Raw genomic sequence first — 18168 nt, 5'->3', positions numbered from 1 at the left:
ACGTGCCCAAAATCAAGCGGTTTTCCGCGATGGGGTACGAATCCGGCTGCGGTCCGCCACACGGCCTCCACACCACCCGCCGCGGTGCGTGCGCTGCTTCGCGGCCGTCCTGACGGCATGTCCGAGGGGAGTGGGACCATGGACGGATGGCACGTGGTGGTGGACGGCGTACGGCGGTCGCGATGGCGGCCCTTGGAACCCTGCTGGCCGGGACGGCGCTGTCCGCCTGCGGCGGCCGGTCGGCGGACGGCGGGGACGCCCGGGCGGGCGAATCCCCGGGCGAGGCGGGCCGGAGCAGTGCCTCGGCGGACCCGACGCGGATCCCCGGCGTCGGCGACCGGCTCCGGACGCGCATCCCGGGCGACTCGCGCCAGGTCGTCGCGGTGTACGGGGACGGCAGCGATTCCGCCGATTCCACGGTCGTGCTCTACACGAAGCAGGGCTCCGCCTGGCACCGCGACCGGAGCTGGGCGGGGCACAACGGCACGAAGGGGTGGACGACCGACCACCACGAGAACGACAAGCGCAGCCCCGTCGGCGTGTTCACGCTCAGCGACGCGGGCGGCGTGCTCCCGGACCCGGATCCGGCCCCCGGCACAGGGCTGCCGTACAGCAGGTCCGCGAGCTTCGCGGCACCGCGGTGGTGGGCGAAGCCGTACTGGCACGACTTCGACTACGTCATCGCCATCGACTACAACCGGGTCAAGGGCACCCCGCCGAACGACCCGACCCGCCCCGAAGGTACGTCCAAGGGCGGTTCGATCTGGCTGCACATGGACCACGGCAGCGGTACGTCGGCCTGCGTCAGCCTGCCCAAGCCAGCGATGGAGTACCTGCTGCGCACTTTGGACCCGGACCAGCACCCGGTGGTGGTGATGGGAGACAGGGCGCACCTCAAGGCATGAGAGCCCGCGGCGGGCCGGGGGTCATGCCGTCCGGCGGCCCTCGCCCGGGTCGGGCCCGTCGATCAGGGTGTCCAGCAGTCCGCCCAGCACCGCGCGCTGCTCGTCCGTCAGCGGGGCAAGGATCTCCTCGGCGGCTGAGCGGCGCGCACCGCGCAGTTCCCGCAGGGCGGCGCGCCCGTCGTCGGTCAGCTCGATCCGGATGACCCGACGGTTGGCGGGGTCCGGGACGCGGCGTACCTTCCCGGCCGCCTCCAGCCCGTCGACCAGGGTCGTCACCGCCCGGGGCACGACTTCCAGCCGCTCGGCCAGGTCGGCCATCCGGGGCGGCGAGCCCCAGTGCGCCAGCGTGCGCAGGAGCCGGGACTGGGCCGGGGTGATGCCGAGGTCGCGGTGCTCGAGATGGCGCTTCTGGATGCGGTGCACCCTGCGGGTGAGCCGCAGCAGCTGCTCGGCGAGCAGGCCGTCGGGATCGGGGGCGGTCATACGGGAACAATATCAGGATGATGTTCATTGTGAGTATAGGTAACAATGACCTATGATCCGTAAGGTCGGCGATAGTCCGCCGCAGGTCCGGGAGGCCTGCCGTCCGAGGGTTTTGCCGGCCTTCCTCGCCGCCTCCGAAGGAGCCCATGCACCCCGATCGCGAATCCGCCTGGACCGCACCCGCCGACGCCGTGGAACAGCCCCGGCAGGTGCGCCGCATCCTGAAGCTGTTCCGCCCCTACCGCGGCCGCCTCGCGGTCGTCGGCCTGCTGGTCGGTGCCGCGTCCCTGGTGTCGGTCGCCACGCCCTTCCTGCTCAGGGAGATCCTCGACGTCGCCATCCCCGAGGGGCGCACGGGACTGCTGAGCCTGCTCGCCCTCGGCATGATCTTCGGCGCCGTCCTCACCAGCGTCTTCGGCGTGCTGCAGACCCTGATCTCCACGACCGTGGGCCAGCGCGTCATGCACGACCTGCGCACCGCCGTCTACGGCCGGCTCCAGCAGATGTCCCTCGCCTTCTTCACCCGCACCCGCACCGGCGAGGTCCAGTCCCGCATCGCCAACGACATCGGCGGCATGCAGGCCACCGTCACCTCCACGGCGACCTCGCTGGTGTCCAACCTGACCAGCGTGGTCGCCACGATCGTCGCCATGGTCGTCCTCGACTGGCGCCTCACCGTCGTCTCGCTGCTGCTGCTCCCGGTGTTCGTGTGGATCAGCCGTCGCGTCGGCAGGGAACGCAGGAAGATCACCACCCGGCGCCAGAAGCAGATGGCCGCGATGGCCGCCACGGTCACCGAGTCGCTCTCCGTCAGCGGCATCCTGCTCGGCCGCACCATGGGCCGGTCCGACTCGCTCACCCGCGCCTTCGCGGACGAGTCCGAGAGTCTGGTCGACCTGGAGGTGAGGTCGAACATGGCGGGCCGCTGGCGGATGGCCGTCATCACGATCGTCATGGCCGCCATGCCGGCCGTCATCTACTGGACCGCGGGCATCGCCCTGCGACTCGGCGGCCCCGACGTCTCCCTCGGCACGATCGTCGCCTTCGTCTCGCTCCAGCAGGGGCTGTTCCGCCCGACCGTGAGCCTGCTGTCGACCGGAGTGCAGATCCAGGCCTCGCTCGCGCTCTTCCAGCGCATCTTCGAGTACCTCGACCTTCCGATCGACATCACCGAGCGAAAGGACGCCGTCCGCCTCGACCAGATCAAGGGCGAGGTCCGCTTCGAGAGCGTCGGGTTCGGCTACGGCGGCAAGGGCGGTCCGGTCCTCGACGGCATCGACGTGACCGTTCCCGCCGGCAGCAGCCTCGCCGTCGTCGGTCCCACCGGCGCCGGCAAGTCCACGCTCGGCCACCTGGTGCCGCGGCTGTACGACGTGACGGACGGCCGGGTCACCCTCGACGGGGTCGACGTGCGCGACCTCGACTTCGACACCCTCGCCCGCGCGGTCGGCGTCGTCTCGCAGGAGACGTACCTCTTCCACGCCTCCGTCGCCGAGAACCTGCGCTTCGCCAAGCCGGACGCCACGGACGCCGAGCTGGAGGCGGCGGCGAGGGCGGCCCAGATCCACGACCACATCGCCGCCCTGCCCGACGGCTACGACACCGTGGTCGGGGAGCGCGGCCACCGCTTCTCCGGCGGCGAGAAGCAGCGCCTGGCCATCGCCCGCACCATCCTGCGCGACCCGCCCGTCCTCGTCCTGGACGAGGCGACCAGCGCCCTGGACACCCGTACCGAGGCCGCCGTGCAGGGCGCCATCGACGCCCTGTCGGCCAACCGCACCACGATCACCATCGCCCACCGCCTGTCCACCGTCCGCGACGCCGACCGGATCGTGGTCCTCGACTCCGGGCGCCTGGCCGAACAGGGCACGCACGAGGCACTGCTGGCGCAGGACGGGAGGTATGCCGCGCTGGTCCGCCGGGACGCCCGACTGGAGTCGACAAGATGAAGATATGCCGGGTTTGTGTGCATGCGGGGGTTACCGTGCCCGCATGCAGATGAACACTCCGTCACGGAGCGCGAGAAGCGCCAGGAGCGCCAGGAGCGCCAGAGGCCCCAGAAGGAGCCTCAGGAGCCCCACGGGCCTCGGCGTCCTCACCGATTCCAGAAGTCTCAGAAGCCTCAGAGGTCCCAGAGGGCCCAGAGGTCCCAGGAGAGCGGTCCGGCTGACGCGTCGGGGCCGTATCGCCCTGATCGCGGCCGGCGCCGTCGTGGCCGGTACCGCCGTGGCGGTGCCGCTGCTGGCGACGGACGACGAGGGCGAGTCCCGTCCCACGTCCCTGGTGATTCCGGAGGGCTGGCGCGCGACCCAGGTCTACGGAGCCGTCGACAAAGCCCTCGCGCTGCCCGCGGGCACCACAAAGAAGTCCCTGGCCAAGGCCAACCTCAAGCTGCCCAACGACGCCGAGGGCAACCCCGAGGGCTACCTCTTCCCGGCGACCTATCCGCTCGGCGAGAGCCCGACCCCGGAGAAGCTGCTGACGGCCATGGTCGACACGGCGAACAAGAAGTTCACCGGCGCGCCGGTCGCCGCGGGCGCCCAGCGCAACGCGCTGAACGTCTATCAGGCGGTCACCATCGCCAGCATCGTGCAGGCGGAGGCCGCGGCCAAGGAGGACATGGGCAAGGTGGCCCGGGTGATCTTCAACCGGCTGGAACGCGGCATGCCGCTGCAGATGGACTCCACCATCAACTACGCCCTGGGCCGGAGCACCTTGAAGACCAGCACCAAGGACACGAAGATCGACAGTCCGTACAACTCGTACCAGCGCATGGGGCTGCCGCCCACCCCCATCGCCAATCCGGGCGACGAGGCGATGACCGCCGCGATCAACCCGACCCCCGGTGACTGGCTGTACTTCGTCACGGTCAAACCGGGCGACACGCGCTTCACCGCCGACTACGCCGAACACCAGCGCAACGTGGACGAGTTCAACCGCCTCCAGCGGAGCGCCTCGAAGCGGGCCGAGGCCGCCAAGTGACCGGTCGGGGCGTCACGCGGCGACCGGCTCCCCCTCGGCCAGCAGCCGCCTGATGTCCCGCACGGCCGCGCGTCCCGCCCGGTTGGCGCCGATGGTGCTGGCGGAGGGGCCGTAGCCGACGAGATGGATCCGCGGGTCGGCGACCGCGCGCGTCCCCTCGACCCGGATCCCGCCGCCGGCCTCCCGCAGCCGCAGCGGCCTCAGATGGTCGACGGCGGGACGGAACCCGGTCGCCCACAGGATGACGTCCGCGGCCACCTGCCGCCCGCCGTCCCACTCCACCCCCTCCGGCGTGATCCGGTCGAACATCGGCTGCCGGTCCAGCACGCCCGACTCCAGCCCGGCCCGGACCGCGTCGTTCAGCGGCAGCCCCGTCACCGACACCACACTCTTCGGCGGCAGCCCCTGCCGCACCCGTTCCTCCACGAGCGCCACCGCGGCCCGGCCCGCCTCCTCGTCGAAGGGTCCTTCGCGGAAGACGGGGGGCCTTCGGGTCACCCACGTGGTGGCCGCGGCGTACGGCGCGATCTCCAGCAGGTGCTGCGTCCCCGAGGCGCCGCCGCCGACCACGACCACGCGCAGGCCGGTGAACTCCTCGGGCCCGGCGTACTGCGCGGTGTGCAGTTGCCGTCCCCGGAACGTCTCCTGCCCCGGGTAGCGCGGCCAGAAGGGGCGGTCCCAGGTGCCGGTCGCGTTGATCAGCGCCCGCGTCGACCAGGACCCGGCCGACGTCTCGACGAGCAGCCGCCCGCCCGTCCCCTCGCGCACGGCGCGGACGTCCACGGGCCGCCGTACCCGCAGGTCGAAGGTCCGCTCGTACTCCGCGAAGTACCCGCTCACCACCTCGGCCGACGGCCGCGCCGGATCCGCCCCGGTCAGCTCCATGCCCGGCAGGGCGTGCATGCCGTGCACCTTGCCGTACGTCAGCGACGGCCAGCGGAACTGCCAGGCGCCGCCGGGGCCGGGGGAGTGGTCGAGCACCACGAAGTCGCGCTCCGGCTCGAACCCCGTGCGCCGCAGATGATGGGCGGCGGCGAGTCCGGCCTGACCGGCCCCGATGACGACGACCTCGACCTCGCGTGTGTTGTTCACGCTTCTACCAACGGCGCCGCAGGCCCCGATCTTCCCCCGGTGTCAGGATGGGGTCATGCCAGATGCCTTCACCACCCGAGTCCTCAGCCTCGCCACCGGCTCGGCGGAGCGGGTCGCCGACATCACCGGTGACTGCGAGTCCTTCCTGCGCGAGGCGGCGTCCGGCCGCGACGGCCTCCTCAACGTCTTCGTCCCGCACGCCACCGCCGGGATCGCGATCATCGAGACGGGCGCCGGCAGCGACGACGACCTGCTCTCCGCCCTGCACACCCTGCTCCCGGCCGACGACCGCTGGCAGCACCGCCACGGCAGCCCCGGACACGGCCGCGACCACGTCCTGCCTGCCTTCGTACCACCGCACGCGACGCTGCCGGTGATCGGCGGCCGCCTGGAACTCGGAACCTGGCAGTCGGTGTGCCTGGTGGACACCAACCGGGACAACCCCGACCGTCAGGTGCGGTTGTCGTTCCTCGGGTAGCCGAGGGGGCGTCGAGTCGGTGTTGCCGTGTGACGGCAACGGTGGCCGTGCGGGGTTCCGTCCATGTCCGCCGTTCAGGCGAGGTAGGGGGTGATGGCCGCGGCCAGGAGACCGGTCGCCAGGTACCCGCCGAATCCGTGAACGCCCAGCCCGGTGTCGCAGACGGCGTCGTCGTCGACGGGGAACACCCGGCCCAGCTTGGGCGGAACCGCCACCACGTCTCCGGTGCCGGCGATGTTCACCCACCGCTTCACACCGGAGGGCTTCGCTCCTCGGCCGGCGCGCAATGCGGGCTCCAGGCGGCGTGCCAGAGAGGGAACCCTGAGCGGCGAGCCGACCGTCACCAGCAGGTCCACCCGTAGATCCGGGTGAGCGTGCAGCGCTTCGTAGGTCACGTAGGAACCCAGCGAGTGCGCGATCACCACCGCGGGCCCCTCGCGCCGGATCACTCCCGAAACCCGTTCGCGCACCAAGCGGCGCCGCTCCGGCCAGGTCGTGTAAGCCTCCACCTCGCGCAGGTTCGCCACGAGGACGCGCTCCAAGCGGCCCATCGTCTGCTCGCGCACTGCCGCGGTGAGCCGTCCTGCGCGCTCGTCCACCAGCCAACCGAGCATCTGCCGCAGCGGCGCCAGCCCCACGTTCTGTGGGTCCTCCGGCATCACGGCACCGGCGGTGACCAGCCACTGCGCCGCCTCCGAGCGCTCCGACGCGTCGAGGTCGCCGAAGCCTTGCGTCCCCTGGACCGCCTGCGCATCGAGGGGCAGCTGCCGCCGCAGCAGGTCGGCGTAGTAGGCCATCGTCACCTCGGGGACCTTCACCGAGAATGCGCTCAGGCTCTCGGCCAACCTGGGACGGCAGTCCGAGGCCCGTCGCGCCGCGGCCTCGTCCGGGGTCGCTCTGCGAACATGATTGAAGACTCCATGCACCAGCACGATCGACGTCATTCAAGTCCTCCTGGTGCAAAGGTATTTCGTCGCCCACGCAAGCGCCGGAACGTGTGACGGTCCCGGAATCCTACGGACCGCCAAGGCGGCCGGGGGTGTTCCAGGCGCAACAGACGACCTCGCGCCCGCAGACCAGGACGCCGTACTCCGCCGTCCCCGCGACGGCGATCCCTTCGTCCGGCAGGTGCAGGACCTCTTCGAGGGTGAGCCTGTCCTCGACGGCCCAGATCGCCGCGGTGCTGTCGGTGCTCACCGTGACCACACGCACGCCGTCCCCGGCCTGGACGACCGTGACCGCATTGACCCAGCCCTCGTGCGCGGTGAGCGTCTGAAGACGCTCGCCGGTGAGCGGATCCCAGACGCCGACGGTGGAATCGTCGCTGGTGGTGAGGGCGAGCGTGCGGTCGCGGGCCCGGGCGAACGCCACACCGGTCACCCAGTCGCGGTGTCCGCCCAGTGTGTGCAGTCGTTCACCGCTGAGGAGATCCCACACCACTGCCGTCCTGTCCTCACTGCCCGTCATGGCGAGGGGCCGGTCTCCTTCCACCGAGTGCAGTGCGCACGAGGTCAGCGGTCTGGCGTGACCGTGGAAGGAGCGGAGGAACCGTCCCGTTCCGACGTCCCACATCGCAGCGCTCCTGTCCCTGCTGACGGAGAGGGCGACCGGACGGGAACCAAGGCGTCCGGTGTGGATGGCGACCACGAGCCCCGTGTGGTGCCTGGCCGAGTGAAGCTGCTCGCCCGTCGCGGCGTCCCAGAAGACGATCGATCCGTCGCTCTCCGCGGTGATGGCAAGGGATCGATCCCCCGTGTGTGCCAGGGCAGCCCCGTGCATGCTGCTGGAGTGTGCCGTGAAGGTGTGAAGACGTCTCGCCGTGTCGAGATCCCAGAGGATCGCGGTCTTGTCGTCGCTGGTGGTCAGGGCGACGGCGCGACCGCCGACCCGGCCGGCGGCGACCGCGTTGACCCGCCTGGTGTGCGCCGTGAAGACCTGTTGATCCTTCACGGCGAGATCCCAGACGATCCCCGTGCCGTCATGGCACACCGTCACGGCTGCCGGACCGTCGAGTGACGAGGGGACCGCGACCTTCGTCAAACGCTTCGTGTGGCCGACGAACTGCCGGATGTACGACCCGGTGTCGAGATCCCACATGATGGCGGTCTGATCGATGCTGGTCGTGATGGCGACCGGTTTCGCGGACACCTCCGCCAGGGTTAGGTCCGTGACGGGGCCGACGTGGCCCTTGAGAGCCCGCTTGGTCGCCCCGGGGCGCAGGACGTTGACGACCCTGTCGTCCGCCGTCGCCAGCCAGACCTCATCGCCGACCACGAGCGACGCGAGGACTTCCGGGCGGCCGGCCACTCCCTCCCACGTGTACGAGGCCTTGCCCGACTTCAGGTCGTAGGCCACGACATGCTTGTCTTCGCTCGCCGTGACGGCGTACTCCACGCCGGCCGTCCTGACCACGACAACGCTCACCACGGCCTTGGGGCCGGAACGGAGCAGACGTAACGATCTGCCCGATCTCATGCTCCACACGAAGACATTCCCGTCCGCACCCACGGTGACCAGACCGGGGTCTCCACCGTTCTCGGCGACGGCCATCGCGTTGATCTTCTTGCTGTGGATCTTCGGCTTCTTCTCCTCGGTCCGCCCTTCGGCCTCCTCCCTCCCGGGCGGGGATCCCGCCTCTGCGGCCGTGCGGGGATCGGGGAAAGTGAGCAGATGCGATCCGGTCACGACATCCCATGACCTCGCCGTCCTGTCCTCGCTTCCAGTGATCACCACGGGGCGGCCGTCGAGTTCTCCCACCGCGAGGGTCGTGACCACCCCTTGGTGTCCGGCCAGACGGTGCATCCGCTGCCCCGTCGCCAGATCCCATACCGTGGCTGTGTCCTTCGACGCCGTGACGGCGAACGAGCGGCGGTCCCACTGCGCCACGGCGAGAGCGGAGATCTCACCGGCGTGCTGTCGGAGAGCGCGTACTTCTTCCCCCGTGTCGAGGTTCCAGACGATCGCTGTTCCGTCCGCCCCCGCCGTGACGGCGACTTCGCGTCGCTCACCGTTCGTCTCCCACACGAGCGCCGTCGCGACCTGCGAAACGGAATCGGCGTGTCCCGCCAACGTGTGCAGACGTGCGGAACTGCCCTGGCTGTTGGTGGCCCACCGGGCGAGTGCCGACGTGGCTCGGCCGTCGACGGGAAGATTTCCCAGAGCGGCCGCCAGCGACGGTTCGCGCCAGGCTGCCGCGTCCAACGCCAGCAGACTGCGGCGCGCGCCCAGTTCCTGACGGTGACGGTGATGCGTCGTGTGGGAGCGATAGATCATCGCGATGCGTGCCGAGCGGGGGTCTGTCGCCTTGTTCAGATGACGCTTGAGGTCGTCGGGCCGGACATGGAGCAGGAAGGACGGCTGGTCCAGCAGTGCCGCCAGTTCGTCTGCCGCTGTCGCATGCTCCGCGGCGTGCCGCAACAGGTACGGGTGAGCGCGTTCCCAGTCGGGTGTGTTGTCGTCAGCTGTCGGGATGGCGGCGATGAGGGCGTGATGGAGGGCGACGAGCTCCGTGCGGTCCTTGGTGTGGTCGCTCAGGGCCTGGTGGAAGTACCGGTAGAGCAGGCACTGGTCGTCCTCGGGAGTGGTGCGGAGATAGAACGCCGCCTTGGCGAGGGCACGGCGGGTGTCGGTGAGAGGACGTGCGCCCCGGGTGGCGTCCGTTGCCTGCTGGGCCAGGGCCGCCGCGTGGATGAGGTCGAGTGGCATGCCGTGGCCGCGGGCCTGGCTCAGGACGTTCAGCACCGTGCGTATCCACGGGTCCCTTTCCGCCAGCGTGTTGACGTGGAGGTCGAAGACCTCCGTGATGCTGCACGGCGGGGCGGCGCGGGCCCGGTCAGCAGTGGTCAGGAGGTGGTTGGCGTAGAGCGATGCCACGAGGAAGGCGCCGTGGTCGCTGTACTGGGCGAGCCGGTCGGCCGTGCGGCGGACCTCGTCCCGAGGGAATCGGCGGCGCGGCAGGAGCCGGCGCAGGTAGGTCCCGAGATCCTCGGCGAGGAGGTCTCGATCGTGTGCGGTGGCGGGGTCGAGGTCGAGTTCCGCGTCCGGGTGCTCGTCCAGATGCTGCCGCAGCGTGGGAAGCGAGTTCCACCACTTCCTGGTGCCGATGAGGACGCGGCAGTCGGCTCCGGGGGCCACGAGGGGCAGGAGCAGTTCATCGAGTACGGCCGCGGGGTCGGCCGCCTCGTCGAGGGCGTCCAACAGGACGAGCACGTCCCCGGCGGCGCGCAACGCGTGACGCAGCAGTGCCGGTTCCGCACGCGGGCTCTCCTGGGACGGGTCGGCTTCCCGCTGCTGCCGCAACTGATGTCGCAGGGAGTCGGTGATCTGCTGGAGCGTGAGCTGCCGGGCGTGAACGGCGAGGACCGTCTGTGGCCGACGCGGTTCGAAGTGCTCGACCGCCCGGGCGACGCGGTCGCCAAGGGGTTCGAGTTCGGGATGGAGTACACAGGCGGTGACGCCGAGGAGGGCGGACTTGCCGCTCCCCGGGCCACCGGTGACCACCAGCAGCCGGCCCTGTCCGGTGTTGCCGGCCCATTCCTGAATGCGCTCCAGTTGGGAGTGGCGGCCCGAGAAGAGGATGTCGTTCGCGGTGGCCGTTCCGGCGGCACGCGTGGCGAAGTGGAGGGGGTCGAGATCGGGCGAGCAGCCGAGGGCGAACTCCCTCAGCCTCGGATCCATTCCGGACAACAGGTCTCGATGAGGTGTGCGACTGTGTGCCGGGTTGGGGAAGAACGGCTGTGGTTCGGCGTCGGCCTGGACGTGTGCGGTGCGGACGAGGCTTTGCCGGGGGCGTCCTGCGGCCCGGTCCGTGCGGGCGAGGTGCCGGTCGACGGCGGTGGCAAGGGTCTCGATCGGTACGTGTGCGAGCGTGGGGGTGATGTCCAGGTCGCCGTCGGCGAGTTGCTGCAGGACGTCGGCGGCCGCGACGGTGAACCGGGCGCCGTAGGTGATGGCGTCACTGGTGCAGGCTCCGATGATCCACACGTTGCGTGGTGCGTCCTGGCGGCGCCGGGCGGCGAGGTCGGCGAGATGCTGCTGGACGAGGGCCTGGCCGGCGGCACACACGTCCAGGAGGAACAGCACGGGGTGCCCGCTGTTCTCGGCCGTCTCCAGGAGTTGCCCGAAGCTGACACAGGTGTCGGACAGCAGCTCCTCCTGTGCTTGGCCGCCCGAAGCGGCCAAATACAGACCTCCGGTTCGCGCCCGGACGCCGTGACCGGCGAAGTGCACGACGAGCGGCTCTCCCGGCCCGGCCTGTCGGCGCAGGTCCCTCCACCGCTGCAGCAACTCGGGCGCATCGCTCTCCAGCAGCAGCTCTCTGCTCCGTGCGGCACCGGCCCGCTCCAGAGCAGACGCCATCTCCCGCACCGGTTCGGTGAGCGCCGGCAACGGAGCGAACCCCTCCACCCCGTCGGCTTGTTCATCCTCGGTCTCGTAGGGCTCGGAGAAGTCCCCGACTCCCACCACAAGCACCTTCACCCGGCGCCTCCCCGTGCCACCCCCACCGCAAGGTCTCTCCACACGTTACCCGGACGCGAACGGCGCACCAGTGGTGTCCGGCAGGCCGCGCGGTATGAGCCGCGCCGCCCTCTACCGCGAGGCGGCCCGGTACGGGGTCGACGTACCGGGCCGCACACAGCACACCCGACCGGGCGGACGCGCCGCCGGACCGGGCCGGGGATCAAGGCCGCCGAACCGGGCCGGACGGCCGGGGATCAAGTCCGCCGAACCGGACCGGACTGCCGGGGGTCAGGTGTCCGCGCGCGTCCGTCCCCGGACCACCAGCCGCTTCACCAGGGGCCAGGCCAGCAGCAGTACGATCACCGCGTACACCGTCACCGAGAACGGCGTGTTGACCAGGCCCGACACGCTGCCGTCGCTGATCTGCAGGGCGCGGCGCAGCTGCTGCTCGGCGTTCGGGCCGAGGATGACGCCGATCACGGCCGGCAGGATGGGCAGCCCGTAGCGCCGCATGCCGAACCCGATCAGACCGATGACCAGCAGGATCACCAGGTCGACCACCTCACCGCCGACCGCGTACGCGCCGACCGCGGCGAAGAACATGATCCCCGCGTACAGGTACGGCCGCGGGATCCGCAGCAGCTTCGCCCACACCGGTGCCAGCGGCAGGTTCAGGGCGAGCAGCAGCACCATGCCCACGAACAGCGAGGCGATCAAACCCCACACCAGCTCGGGCTCGCGTTCGAAGAGCAGCGGGCCCGGCTGGATGCCGTACTGCTGGAAGGCGGCCAGCATGACCGCCGCGACCGCGGTGGTCGGCAGGCCCAGCGTCAGCATGGACACCAGCGTGCCCGCGGCCGAGGCGGAGGCCGCCGACTCCGGACCCGCCACGCCCTCGATGGCGCCCTTGCCCCACTCGTCCTTGTGCTTGGACAGCCGCTTCTCCGTGACGTACGACAGGAAGGTCGGGATCTCCGCACCGCCCGCCGGGATCGCGCCGAACGGGAAGCCGATGATCGGACCGCGCAGCCAGGACTTCCAGGTGCGCTTCACGTCGGCGCGGCCGAGCCAGGGACGGCCCACCGGGATCGGTTCGGCCGCCCCGCGCCGCAGATGGGCCGCCACCCACAGCGCCTCGCCGATCGCGAACAGACCGACCGCCACGATCACCACGTCCACACCGTCGGCGAGCTGCAGCGAACCGAAGGTCAGCCGCTGCTGACCCGTCATCTGGTCCAGGCCCACCAGGCCGATCGTCAGCCCGATCAGCAGCGAGGCCAGGCCTCTGATCCGCGACGAACCCAGCACCGACGTCACGGCGATGAACGCCAGCACCATGATGGCGAAGTAGTCCGGTGCACCGATGTCCACCGCCAGGTCGGCGACCGTCGGGGCGAGGGCCACGAGCAGGACCGTGCCGATCATGCCGCCCGCGAAGTGGCCGATGGCGGCGGCGGCCAGCGCCTGCGCGCCGCGCCCCGCCTTGGCCATCGGGTTGCCCTCCATGGCCGCGACCACGGCGGCGCTCTCGCCCGGCGTGTTGAGCAGGATGGAGGTGGTCGAACCGCCGAACATCGCGCCGTAGTAGATGCCCGCGAACATGATGAACGCCGCGACCGGATCCAGCCCGTACGTCACCGGCAGCAGCAGCGCCACCGCCATCGCCGGGCCGATGCCGGGCAGCACGCCGATGGCCGTGCCGAGCAGCACACCCAGGGCGGCCCACAGCAGGTTGAGCGGGGTCAGAGCGGTGCCGAACCCGTCCATGAGGGAGTTGAGGGCGTTCATGTCAGAGCACTCCCATCAGCGGACCGCCGGGCAGCGGCACGCCGAGCAGCTTGTCGAAGACGACATAGGTGATCAGGGACAGCACCGCGGCGATCAGCGGATCGCGGTCCACGCGGCGGCTGCCGAGGGCGAAGGCGGCGCCCCAGAAGAGCAGTGCCCCGGCGACGGGGAAGCCGGCCGGCTCGATCAGGGCGGCGGCACCGAGGAAGATCCCGGACAGCAGCAGCACCGTGCGCAGGTCGGCCGGTTCGGACAGGTCGACGTCCTCGCCGCCCTCGGCCTCGCCCCGGCCCCCGCGCAGCACGTCGACGGCGAGCAGCGCGGCTATCACCAGCAGGCCGATGCCCACCACGACCGGCACGGTCTTGGGGCCGACCGGGCCGCGCTGGGTGATGTCGACGTCCATGGTGAGCGCGTCGGTCAGGACGAGCACGCCGAGCGCCAGCAGCAGGACGCACACGCCCAGTTCGGAGTGCTCGCGCAGCCACGAGTGCCGGCCGGAGGCCGTTTTCTCGCGGTCCTCGGGGAGTTCGGTCGGCGTCGTCACAGTCCCAGCTCCTTCAGCACCGACACCACACGCTTGTCCTGTGCGTCCAGGAAGTCGCCGAACTCCTCACCGGTCAGGAAGGCGTCGTCCCAGCCGTTCTGGTCGATGGACTTCTTCCACTCGGGGGAGTCGTGCAGTTCCTCGAAGAGGCGGGTCAGCTTGTCGCGCTGCGCCTCGGACAGGCCGGGCGGGGCGACGATGCCCCGCCAGTTGGTGAAGTTCACGTCGTAGCCGGACTCCTTGAGCGTGGGCGCGTCCTTCAGGTCGTCCACCCGCTCGGGGCCAGTCACCGCGAGCACCCGCAGCTCGCCCGCCTTGATCTGGTCCAGGTACTCGCCGACGCCGGAGACCCCGAAGCCGACCTTGTTGCCGAGGATCGAGGCGAGCAGTTCGCCGCCGCCGTCGAAGGGGATGTAGTTGACCGACTTCGGCTCGATCCCGGCGGCCTGCGCCATCAGCATCGGCGCGAGGTGGTCGGGCCCGCCCGGGGACGAACCACCGCCCACCGGGATCTTCCCCGGATCCTGTTTCCAGGCGTCGACCAGCTCGTCGATCGTCTTGTACGGCGAGTCCTTGGCGACCACGACGACGTCCTGCTCCTCGGTCAGCCGCGCGATCGGCGTGGTGTCGGCGAGGGTCTTGGGTGCGTGGTTGGAGCGGACGGCGCCCACGACGCCGAGGCCCATGGACATGGCGAGCTTGCCGTTGCCGTGCTCGCTCACCAGCCGGCTCAGGCCCACGGTGCCGCCCGCGCCTGGCAGGTTGAACACCTCGATGTTGTGGGTGAGCCCGGCGTCCTCGGCGTTCTTCGCGGCCGTGCGGGCGGTGATGTCGTAACCGCCGCCGGGCGTGTTGGGGACCATGAAGCGCAGGCCCGGGATCTGGGTGCCGGAATCCGAGTCGTCGCCCGAGGAGAGCAACGGCGGTCCCGCCAGCACGAGCACGGCGGCCCCTAGCAGGGCGAGGGGGGTGCGCAGGCGCACGTATGACACCACCTGTCGGTTGGGTAGTTCGTTACGGGAAGCCCTGTGGGGGAGGGTGACGTGGGCCACATGGTGCCCGCGCGCCTGTCCCGTGTCTTCCTTGCGGAACCAAGGGAGGTTGTGTTCATTGCGGTCGTCGGAAACGTGTGACCGATTCAGGGCGTCACATCGCTGTCGGATCGCCGGTTCATTGCGAAGCAGGCACATCCCTTTCCCTCGCCGCAGGTGGGCGCCATGATGGCGACCCGGCACCCCCGCCCCCCCCCCGTGAGCCGAGAACGAGTCCGCCGTGGCCCCCACCTTCCGCCGTCAGACCCTCGCGGGCGAGATGCTGGTCCTCCAGCTCGCCATCGTCGTGGTCGTCCTGCTCGCGGTGGCCGCCGTCTCGCTCGCCCAGTCCAAGGCCACCTTCAATCGCGTCGAGGGCCGCCGGGTCACGGCCCTGGCCGAGCAGCTGGCCGCCACGCCGCTGGTCCGCAGCCAGTTGCTGCGCCCGGTGCCGCAGGAGGCCCTCGCCCCGCTGGTCAACTCCACGCAGACGCAGTCCGGGGTCACCTCCGTCACGGTGGCCGATGCCGACGGCCGGGTCGTCAGCTCCACCGACCCCACGCTGATCGGCGCCCGGCTGCCACGCGGAGAGGGCGCCGGTGTCACGAGCGGCTGGTCGGGGCCGCTGACCGTGCAGGGCAGCCGGGAACTGGTCGCCCAGGTCCCGGTGCTCGGTGCCACCCGGCAGACCCTCGGCCGCCACCTCGGCACGGTGATGGTCGGCGAGGCCGATCCCACGGTGTGGCAGCGCCTCAGCGGCGCCTCCTCCTACCTCCTCGCCTACCTCGGCATCGCCAGCGGCCTGGGCGTGGCCGGTTCCTGGCTGCTGGCCCGGCGGGTCAAGCGGCAGACCCTCGGCCTGGAGCCGCGCGAGATCGCCGGCCTCGCCGAGCACCGGGAGGCCATGCTGTACGGCATCGCGGAGGGCGTCGTCGCCCTCGACCCGCAGCACCGGCTCACCCTGGTCAACGAGGTGGGCCGGCGGCTGCTCGACCTGCCCGCCGACTGCGTGGGCCAGAGCCTGGACGGCCTCGGCATCGACGGGCGGCTGCGCGACGTCCTCGCGGGCGCCGCCCGCGAAGCCGCCGAGCCGCGCGACGAGGTCGTCGTCCGCCGCGGCCGGGTGCTGGTCATGAACCGGATGACCGTCACCAAGGACGGCCGCCCGCTCGGCTCGGTCACCACCCTGCGCGACCGCACCGAACTGGCCCGCCTGGAGCGGGAGATCGGCTCCTTCCGCAGCACCTCGGAGCTGCTGCGCGCCCAGGCCCACGAGTTCGCCAACCAACTGCACACCATCTCCGGGCTCATCCAGATCGGCGAGCAGGAGGAGGTGGTGCGCTACGTCCGCGGGCTCAACCAGCGCCGCCAGTCCCTGGACGTCACCCTCAGCCGCCGGGTCCGGGACACCGCCGTGGCCGCGCTGATCACCGCGAAGTCCTCCCTCGCGGCCGAGCGCAGGGTCGCGCTGCGCGTCTCGGACCGCACGGCGCTGGACCGGCTGGAGCCGGCGGACGCCGCCGACGTGGCGACCGTGGTCGGCAACCTCGTCGACAACGCCGTGGACGCCGCCGCGGCCCTGGGCGACGCGCACGAGGCCTGGGTCGAGGTCGAGCTGCGGCAGGACGCAGCCAGCGTCGAGATCGTGGTCCGCGACTCCGGGCCGGGTGTGGCGCCCGAACTGGCCCGGGAGGTCTTCTCCCACGGCTTCACCACCAAGGCCGCCCGGCAGGGCGAGCGCGGCATCGGCCTGGCGCTGACCCGGCTGGTCTGCGAACGTCACGGCGGTGAGATCTCGGTGACCAACACCCCCGAGGGGGCGGTGTTCACCGCACGCATGACCGTCAGCCACCTCACCGACGCGGTGGCGGAAGGAGCAGCACCATGACGGCTACGAGCGGCACGCCCGACGCGACCGCCCCGACCGCCGCACCCCTGGAGACGTCCCCGGGCGCCGCCCCGATCGGCGTGCTCGTCGTCGACGACGACTTCATGGTGGCCCGCGTCCACCGCGCGTTCGTCGAACGGGTCGAGCCCTTCCGGGTGCTCGGGGTCGCGGGTACCGGGGAGCAGGCGCTGGCCGCCGTCGGGGAGCTGCGCCCCGACCTGGTCCTGCTCGACCTGTACCTGCCGGACGTCTTCGGCCTCGACGTGATCCCACGGCTGCGCGCCGCGGGCCACGACTGCGACGTCATGGTCATCAGCGCCGCCCGGGAGGCGGACGCGGTGCGCGGCGCCGTGCGGCACGGCGTGGTCGACTACCTCCTCAAACCCTTCGAGTTCGAGGACCTGCGGGTCCGGCTGGAGCGCTACGCGGTCCAGCGGGGCCGGCTGCTCGGCACGGTGGTGCGCAGCCAGGCCGACGTCGACCGCGTACTGGCCGGGGCCGCGGCGCAGGCCGGGCCGGCCCCCGGGCTGCCCAAGGGCATGAGCGTGGAGACCGCCGAACTCGTCGAGCGCGCGCTGCGCGAGGCCGACGGCACCCTGTCCGCCAGCGAGTGCGCGGCGCTGACCGGCATCTCCCGGGTCAGCGCCCGCCGGTACCTGGAGCACTTCCACACCGTGGGCAGCGCGGAGGTGTCCCTGCGCTACGGGGTCGCGGGACGCCCCGAGCGCCGCTACCGCTTCCGGGGCGCGGTCACCGGCCCGGCGCTCCGGCGCGCAGGCCGTCCATGACGAAGTCCAGGAACCGGGTGACCCGCGGCTGCCGGTCCTCACCGGGGCCGATCAGCCACAGGCCGCCGAGGACGAGGAAGAAGTCGTCCCCGGTCACTCCGGGCCGGATCGTGCCGGCCTCGTCGTTGGCGCGGAGCAGGAGCTCGGCCGCGTCCTCCAGCGGGGTGGGGCGCGGCTTCTCCGGCGCCCCGGGTGCGCTGGTGACCAGCCGGATCGCGTCCGCCAGACCCGCCTTGGTCATGGCGAACTCGGCGAGGCGGTCCATCCATTCGCGCAGGGCGAGGTCGGGTTCCCGGGTGGCCAGCATCTCGGGCGCGGCCTGGGCCACCTGCTGCATCCCGTGACGGTAGATCTCCAGGACGAGCGCCTCGCGGTTCGGGAAATTGCGGTAGAAGGTGCCCTGCCCGACCCCCGCCTTCTTGGCGATGGCGCTCAACGGGGCGTTCGCGCAGTGCGTCAGCTCCTCCGTGGCCACCGCCAGGATGCGCTCGCGGTTGCGCTGGGCGTCCGAGCGCATGGGAGTGTCCGACTTGTCCTTCTTCGACTGCGACACTCGTCCCCCTTCCGGGTTCGTGGCCGAATCCCGGCCTTGCTAAGCGGACAGCTGTCCGTTACGTTTTCAGTGAGTGGACAGTTGTCCGGTTGTGCCCACTCTACCGGCGGAAAGCGGCCGATGGCCCCGCCCGCCCATGAACCCGATGCCTACAGCCAGTTTTCCCGGTCACC

Annotated in this window: 14 protein-coding genes; 6 read left to right on the top strand and 8 right to left on the bottom strand. The window is 71.2% G+C overall.

Annotation, left to right across the window (positions count from 1 at the left end; all coding sequences use genetic code 11):
* The first annotated feature begins 146 nt into the window (after positions 1-146).
* A complete protein-coding gene (locus tag ACFV9J_RS07005) occupies positions 147-905 on the top strand; it encodes a hypothetical protein (protein ID WP_385350968.1) in 759 nt (252 codons plus the stop codon).
* A gap of 21 nt (positions 906-926) precedes the next feature.
* Here the strand turns inward: ACFV9J_RS07005 and ACFV9J_RS07000 are convergent, their stop codons facing one another.
* Positions 927-1388, bottom strand: coding sequence for a MarR family winged helix-turn-helix transcriptional regulator (locus ACFV9J_RS07000; RefSeq protein ID WP_385350965.1), 462 nt, complete (start codon positions 1386-1388; stop codon positions 927-929).
* Between the two features lie 146 nt (positions 1389-1534).
* Here ACFV9J_RS07000 and ACFV9J_RS06995 point away from each other — a divergent pair, with 146 nt between their 5' ends.
* Complete coding sequence (locus ACFV9J_RS06995; protein ID WP_385350962.1) at positions 1535-3337, top strand: ABC transporter ATP-binding protein; 1803 nt, start codon at positions 1535-1537, stop codon at positions 3335-3337.
* A 217-nt stretch (positions 3338-3554) separates the two neighbouring features.
* The gene (gene mltG, locus ACFV9J_RS06990; RefSeq protein WP_385351336.1) at positions 3555-4370 is read left to right on the top strand and encodes an endolytic transglycosylase MltG; all 816 of its coding nucleotides are present in this window, start codon (positions 3555-3557) and stop codon (positions 4368-4370) included.
* A 12-nt stretch (positions 4371-4382) separates the two neighbouring features.
* On the opposite strand, the gene ACFV9J_RS06985 is transcribed toward mltG, so the two are convergent.
* A complete protein-coding gene (locus ACFV9J_RS06985; protein ID WP_385350959.1) occupies positions 4383-5462 on the bottom strand; it encodes an NAD(P)-binding domain-containing protein in 1080 nt (359 codons plus the stop codon).
* A gap of 55 nt (positions 5463-5517) precedes the next feature.
* Between ACFV9J_RS06985 and ACFV9J_RS06980 the strand changes: the two genes are divergently transcribed.
* Positions 5518-5940: a YjbQ family protein gene (locus ACFV9J_RS06980; RefSeq protein ID WP_030181955.1), complete on the top strand. Its 423-nt coding sequence runs from the start codon at positions 5518-5520 to the stop codon at positions 5938-5940.
* Positions 5941-6014: 74 nt separating this feature from the next.
* On the opposite strand, the gene ACFV9J_RS06975 is transcribed toward ACFV9J_RS06980, so the two are convergent.
* The 5 genes from ACFV9J_RS06975 to ACFV9J_RS06955 form a co-directional block, all read right to left on the bottom strand.
* The gene (locus ACFV9J_RS06975; RefSeq protein WP_385350955.1) at positions 6015-6884 is read right to left on the bottom strand and encodes a hypothetical protein; all 870 of its coding nucleotides are present in this window, start codon (positions 6882-6884) and stop codon (positions 6015-6017) included.
* Between the two features lie 70 nt (positions 6885-6954).
* Positions 6955-11403, bottom strand: coding sequence for a hypothetical protein (locus ACFV9J_RS06970; RefSeq protein ID WP_385350952.1), 4449 nt, complete (start codon positions 11401-11403; stop codon positions 6955-6957).
* A 285-nt stretch (positions 11404-11688) separates the two neighbouring features.
* The gene (locus tag ACFV9J_RS06965; protein WP_385350949.1) at positions 11689-13188 is read right to left on the bottom strand and encodes a tripartite tricarboxylate transporter permease; all 1500 of its coding nucleotides are present in this window, start codon (positions 13186-13188) and stop codon (positions 11689-11691) included.
* 1 nt (position 13189) lies between these two features.
* Complete coding sequence (locus ACFV9J_RS06960; protein ID WP_385350946.1) at positions 13190-13735, bottom strand: tripartite tricarboxylate transporter TctB family protein; 546 nt, start codon at positions 13733-13735, stop codon at positions 13190-13192.
* Entirely contained in the window at positions 13732-14718 is a 987-nt protein-coding gene (locus ACFV9J_RS06955) for a Bug family tripartite tricarboxylate transporter substrate binding protein (RefSeq protein WP_385350943.1), read from the bottom strand. Before ACFV9J_RS06955 ends, ACFV9J_RS06960 begins: the two co-directional genes overlap by 4 nt.
* A gap of 289 nt (positions 14719-15007) precedes the next feature.
* Between ACFV9J_RS06955 and ACFV9J_RS06950 the strand changes: the two genes are divergently transcribed.
* The gene (locus ACFV9J_RS06950) at positions 15008-16654 is read left to right on the top strand and encodes an ATP-binding protein (protein WP_385350940.1); all 1647 of its coding nucleotides are present in this window, start codon (positions 15008-15010) and stop codon (positions 16652-16654) included.
* Positions 16651-17442: a response regulator gene (locus tag ACFV9J_RS06945; protein WP_385350937.1), complete on the top strand. Its 792-nt coding sequence runs from the start codon at positions 16651-16653 to the stop codon at positions 17440-17442. Before ACFV9J_RS06950 ends, ACFV9J_RS06945 begins: the two co-directional genes overlap by 4 nt.
* On the opposite strand, the gene ACFV9J_RS06940 is transcribed toward ACFV9J_RS06945, so the two are convergent.
* On the bottom strand, positions 17405-17995 hold the full coding sequence (locus ACFV9J_RS06940; RefSeq protein ID WP_385350934.1) for a TetR/AcrR family transcriptional regulator: 591 nt from the start codon (positions 17993-17995) through the stop codon (positions 17405-17407). The two genes, ACFV9J_RS06945 and ACFV9J_RS06940, sit on opposite strands and share 38 nt — an antisense overlap.
* Positions 17996-18168 lie beyond the last annotated feature (173 nt).

The sequence above is a fragment of the Streptomyces sp. NPDC059906 genome, from assembly GCF_042730645.1.
Taxonomy (GTDB): Bacteria; Actinomycetota; Actinomycetes; order Streptomycetales; family Streptomycetaceae; genus Streptomyces; species Streptomyces rubrogriseus.
The sequence above is the reverse complement of the archived record's forward strand: the minus strand, read 5'-3'. Positions and strand labels throughout refer to the sequence as shown.

Excerpts from the sequence above, each read along its gene's own strand:
- ACFV9J_RS06945 (WP_385350937.1), top strand. The coding sequence starts at position 16,651 with ATGACGGCTACGAGCGGCACGCCCGACGCGACCGCCCCGACCGCCGCA.
- ACFV9J_RS07005 (WP_385350968.1), top strand. The coding sequence starts at position 147 with ATGGCACGTGGTGGTGGACGGCGTACGGCGGTCGCGATGGCGGCCCTT.
- ACFV9J_RS06965 (WP_385350949.1), bottom strand. The coding sequence starts at position 13,188 with ATGAACGCCCTCAACTCCCTCATGGACGGGTTCGGCACCGCTCTGACC.
- ACFV9J_RS06995 (WP_385350962.1), top strand. The coding sequence starts at position 1,535 with ATGCACCCCGATCGCGAATCCGCCTGGACCGCACCCGCCGACGCCGTG.
- ACFV9J_RS06975 (WP_385350955.1), bottom strand. The coding sequence starts at position 6,884 with ATGACGTCGATCGTGCTGGTGCATGGAGTCTTCAATCATGTTCGCAGA.
- ACFV9J_RS06980 (WP_030181955.1), top strand. The coding sequence starts at position 5,518 with ATGCCAGATGCCTTCACCACCCGAGTCCTCAGCCTCGCCACCGGCTCG.
- ACFV9J_RS07000 (WP_385350965.1), bottom strand. The coding sequence starts at position 1,388 with ATGACCGCCCCCGATCCCGACGGCCTGCTCGCCGAGCAGCTGCTGCGG.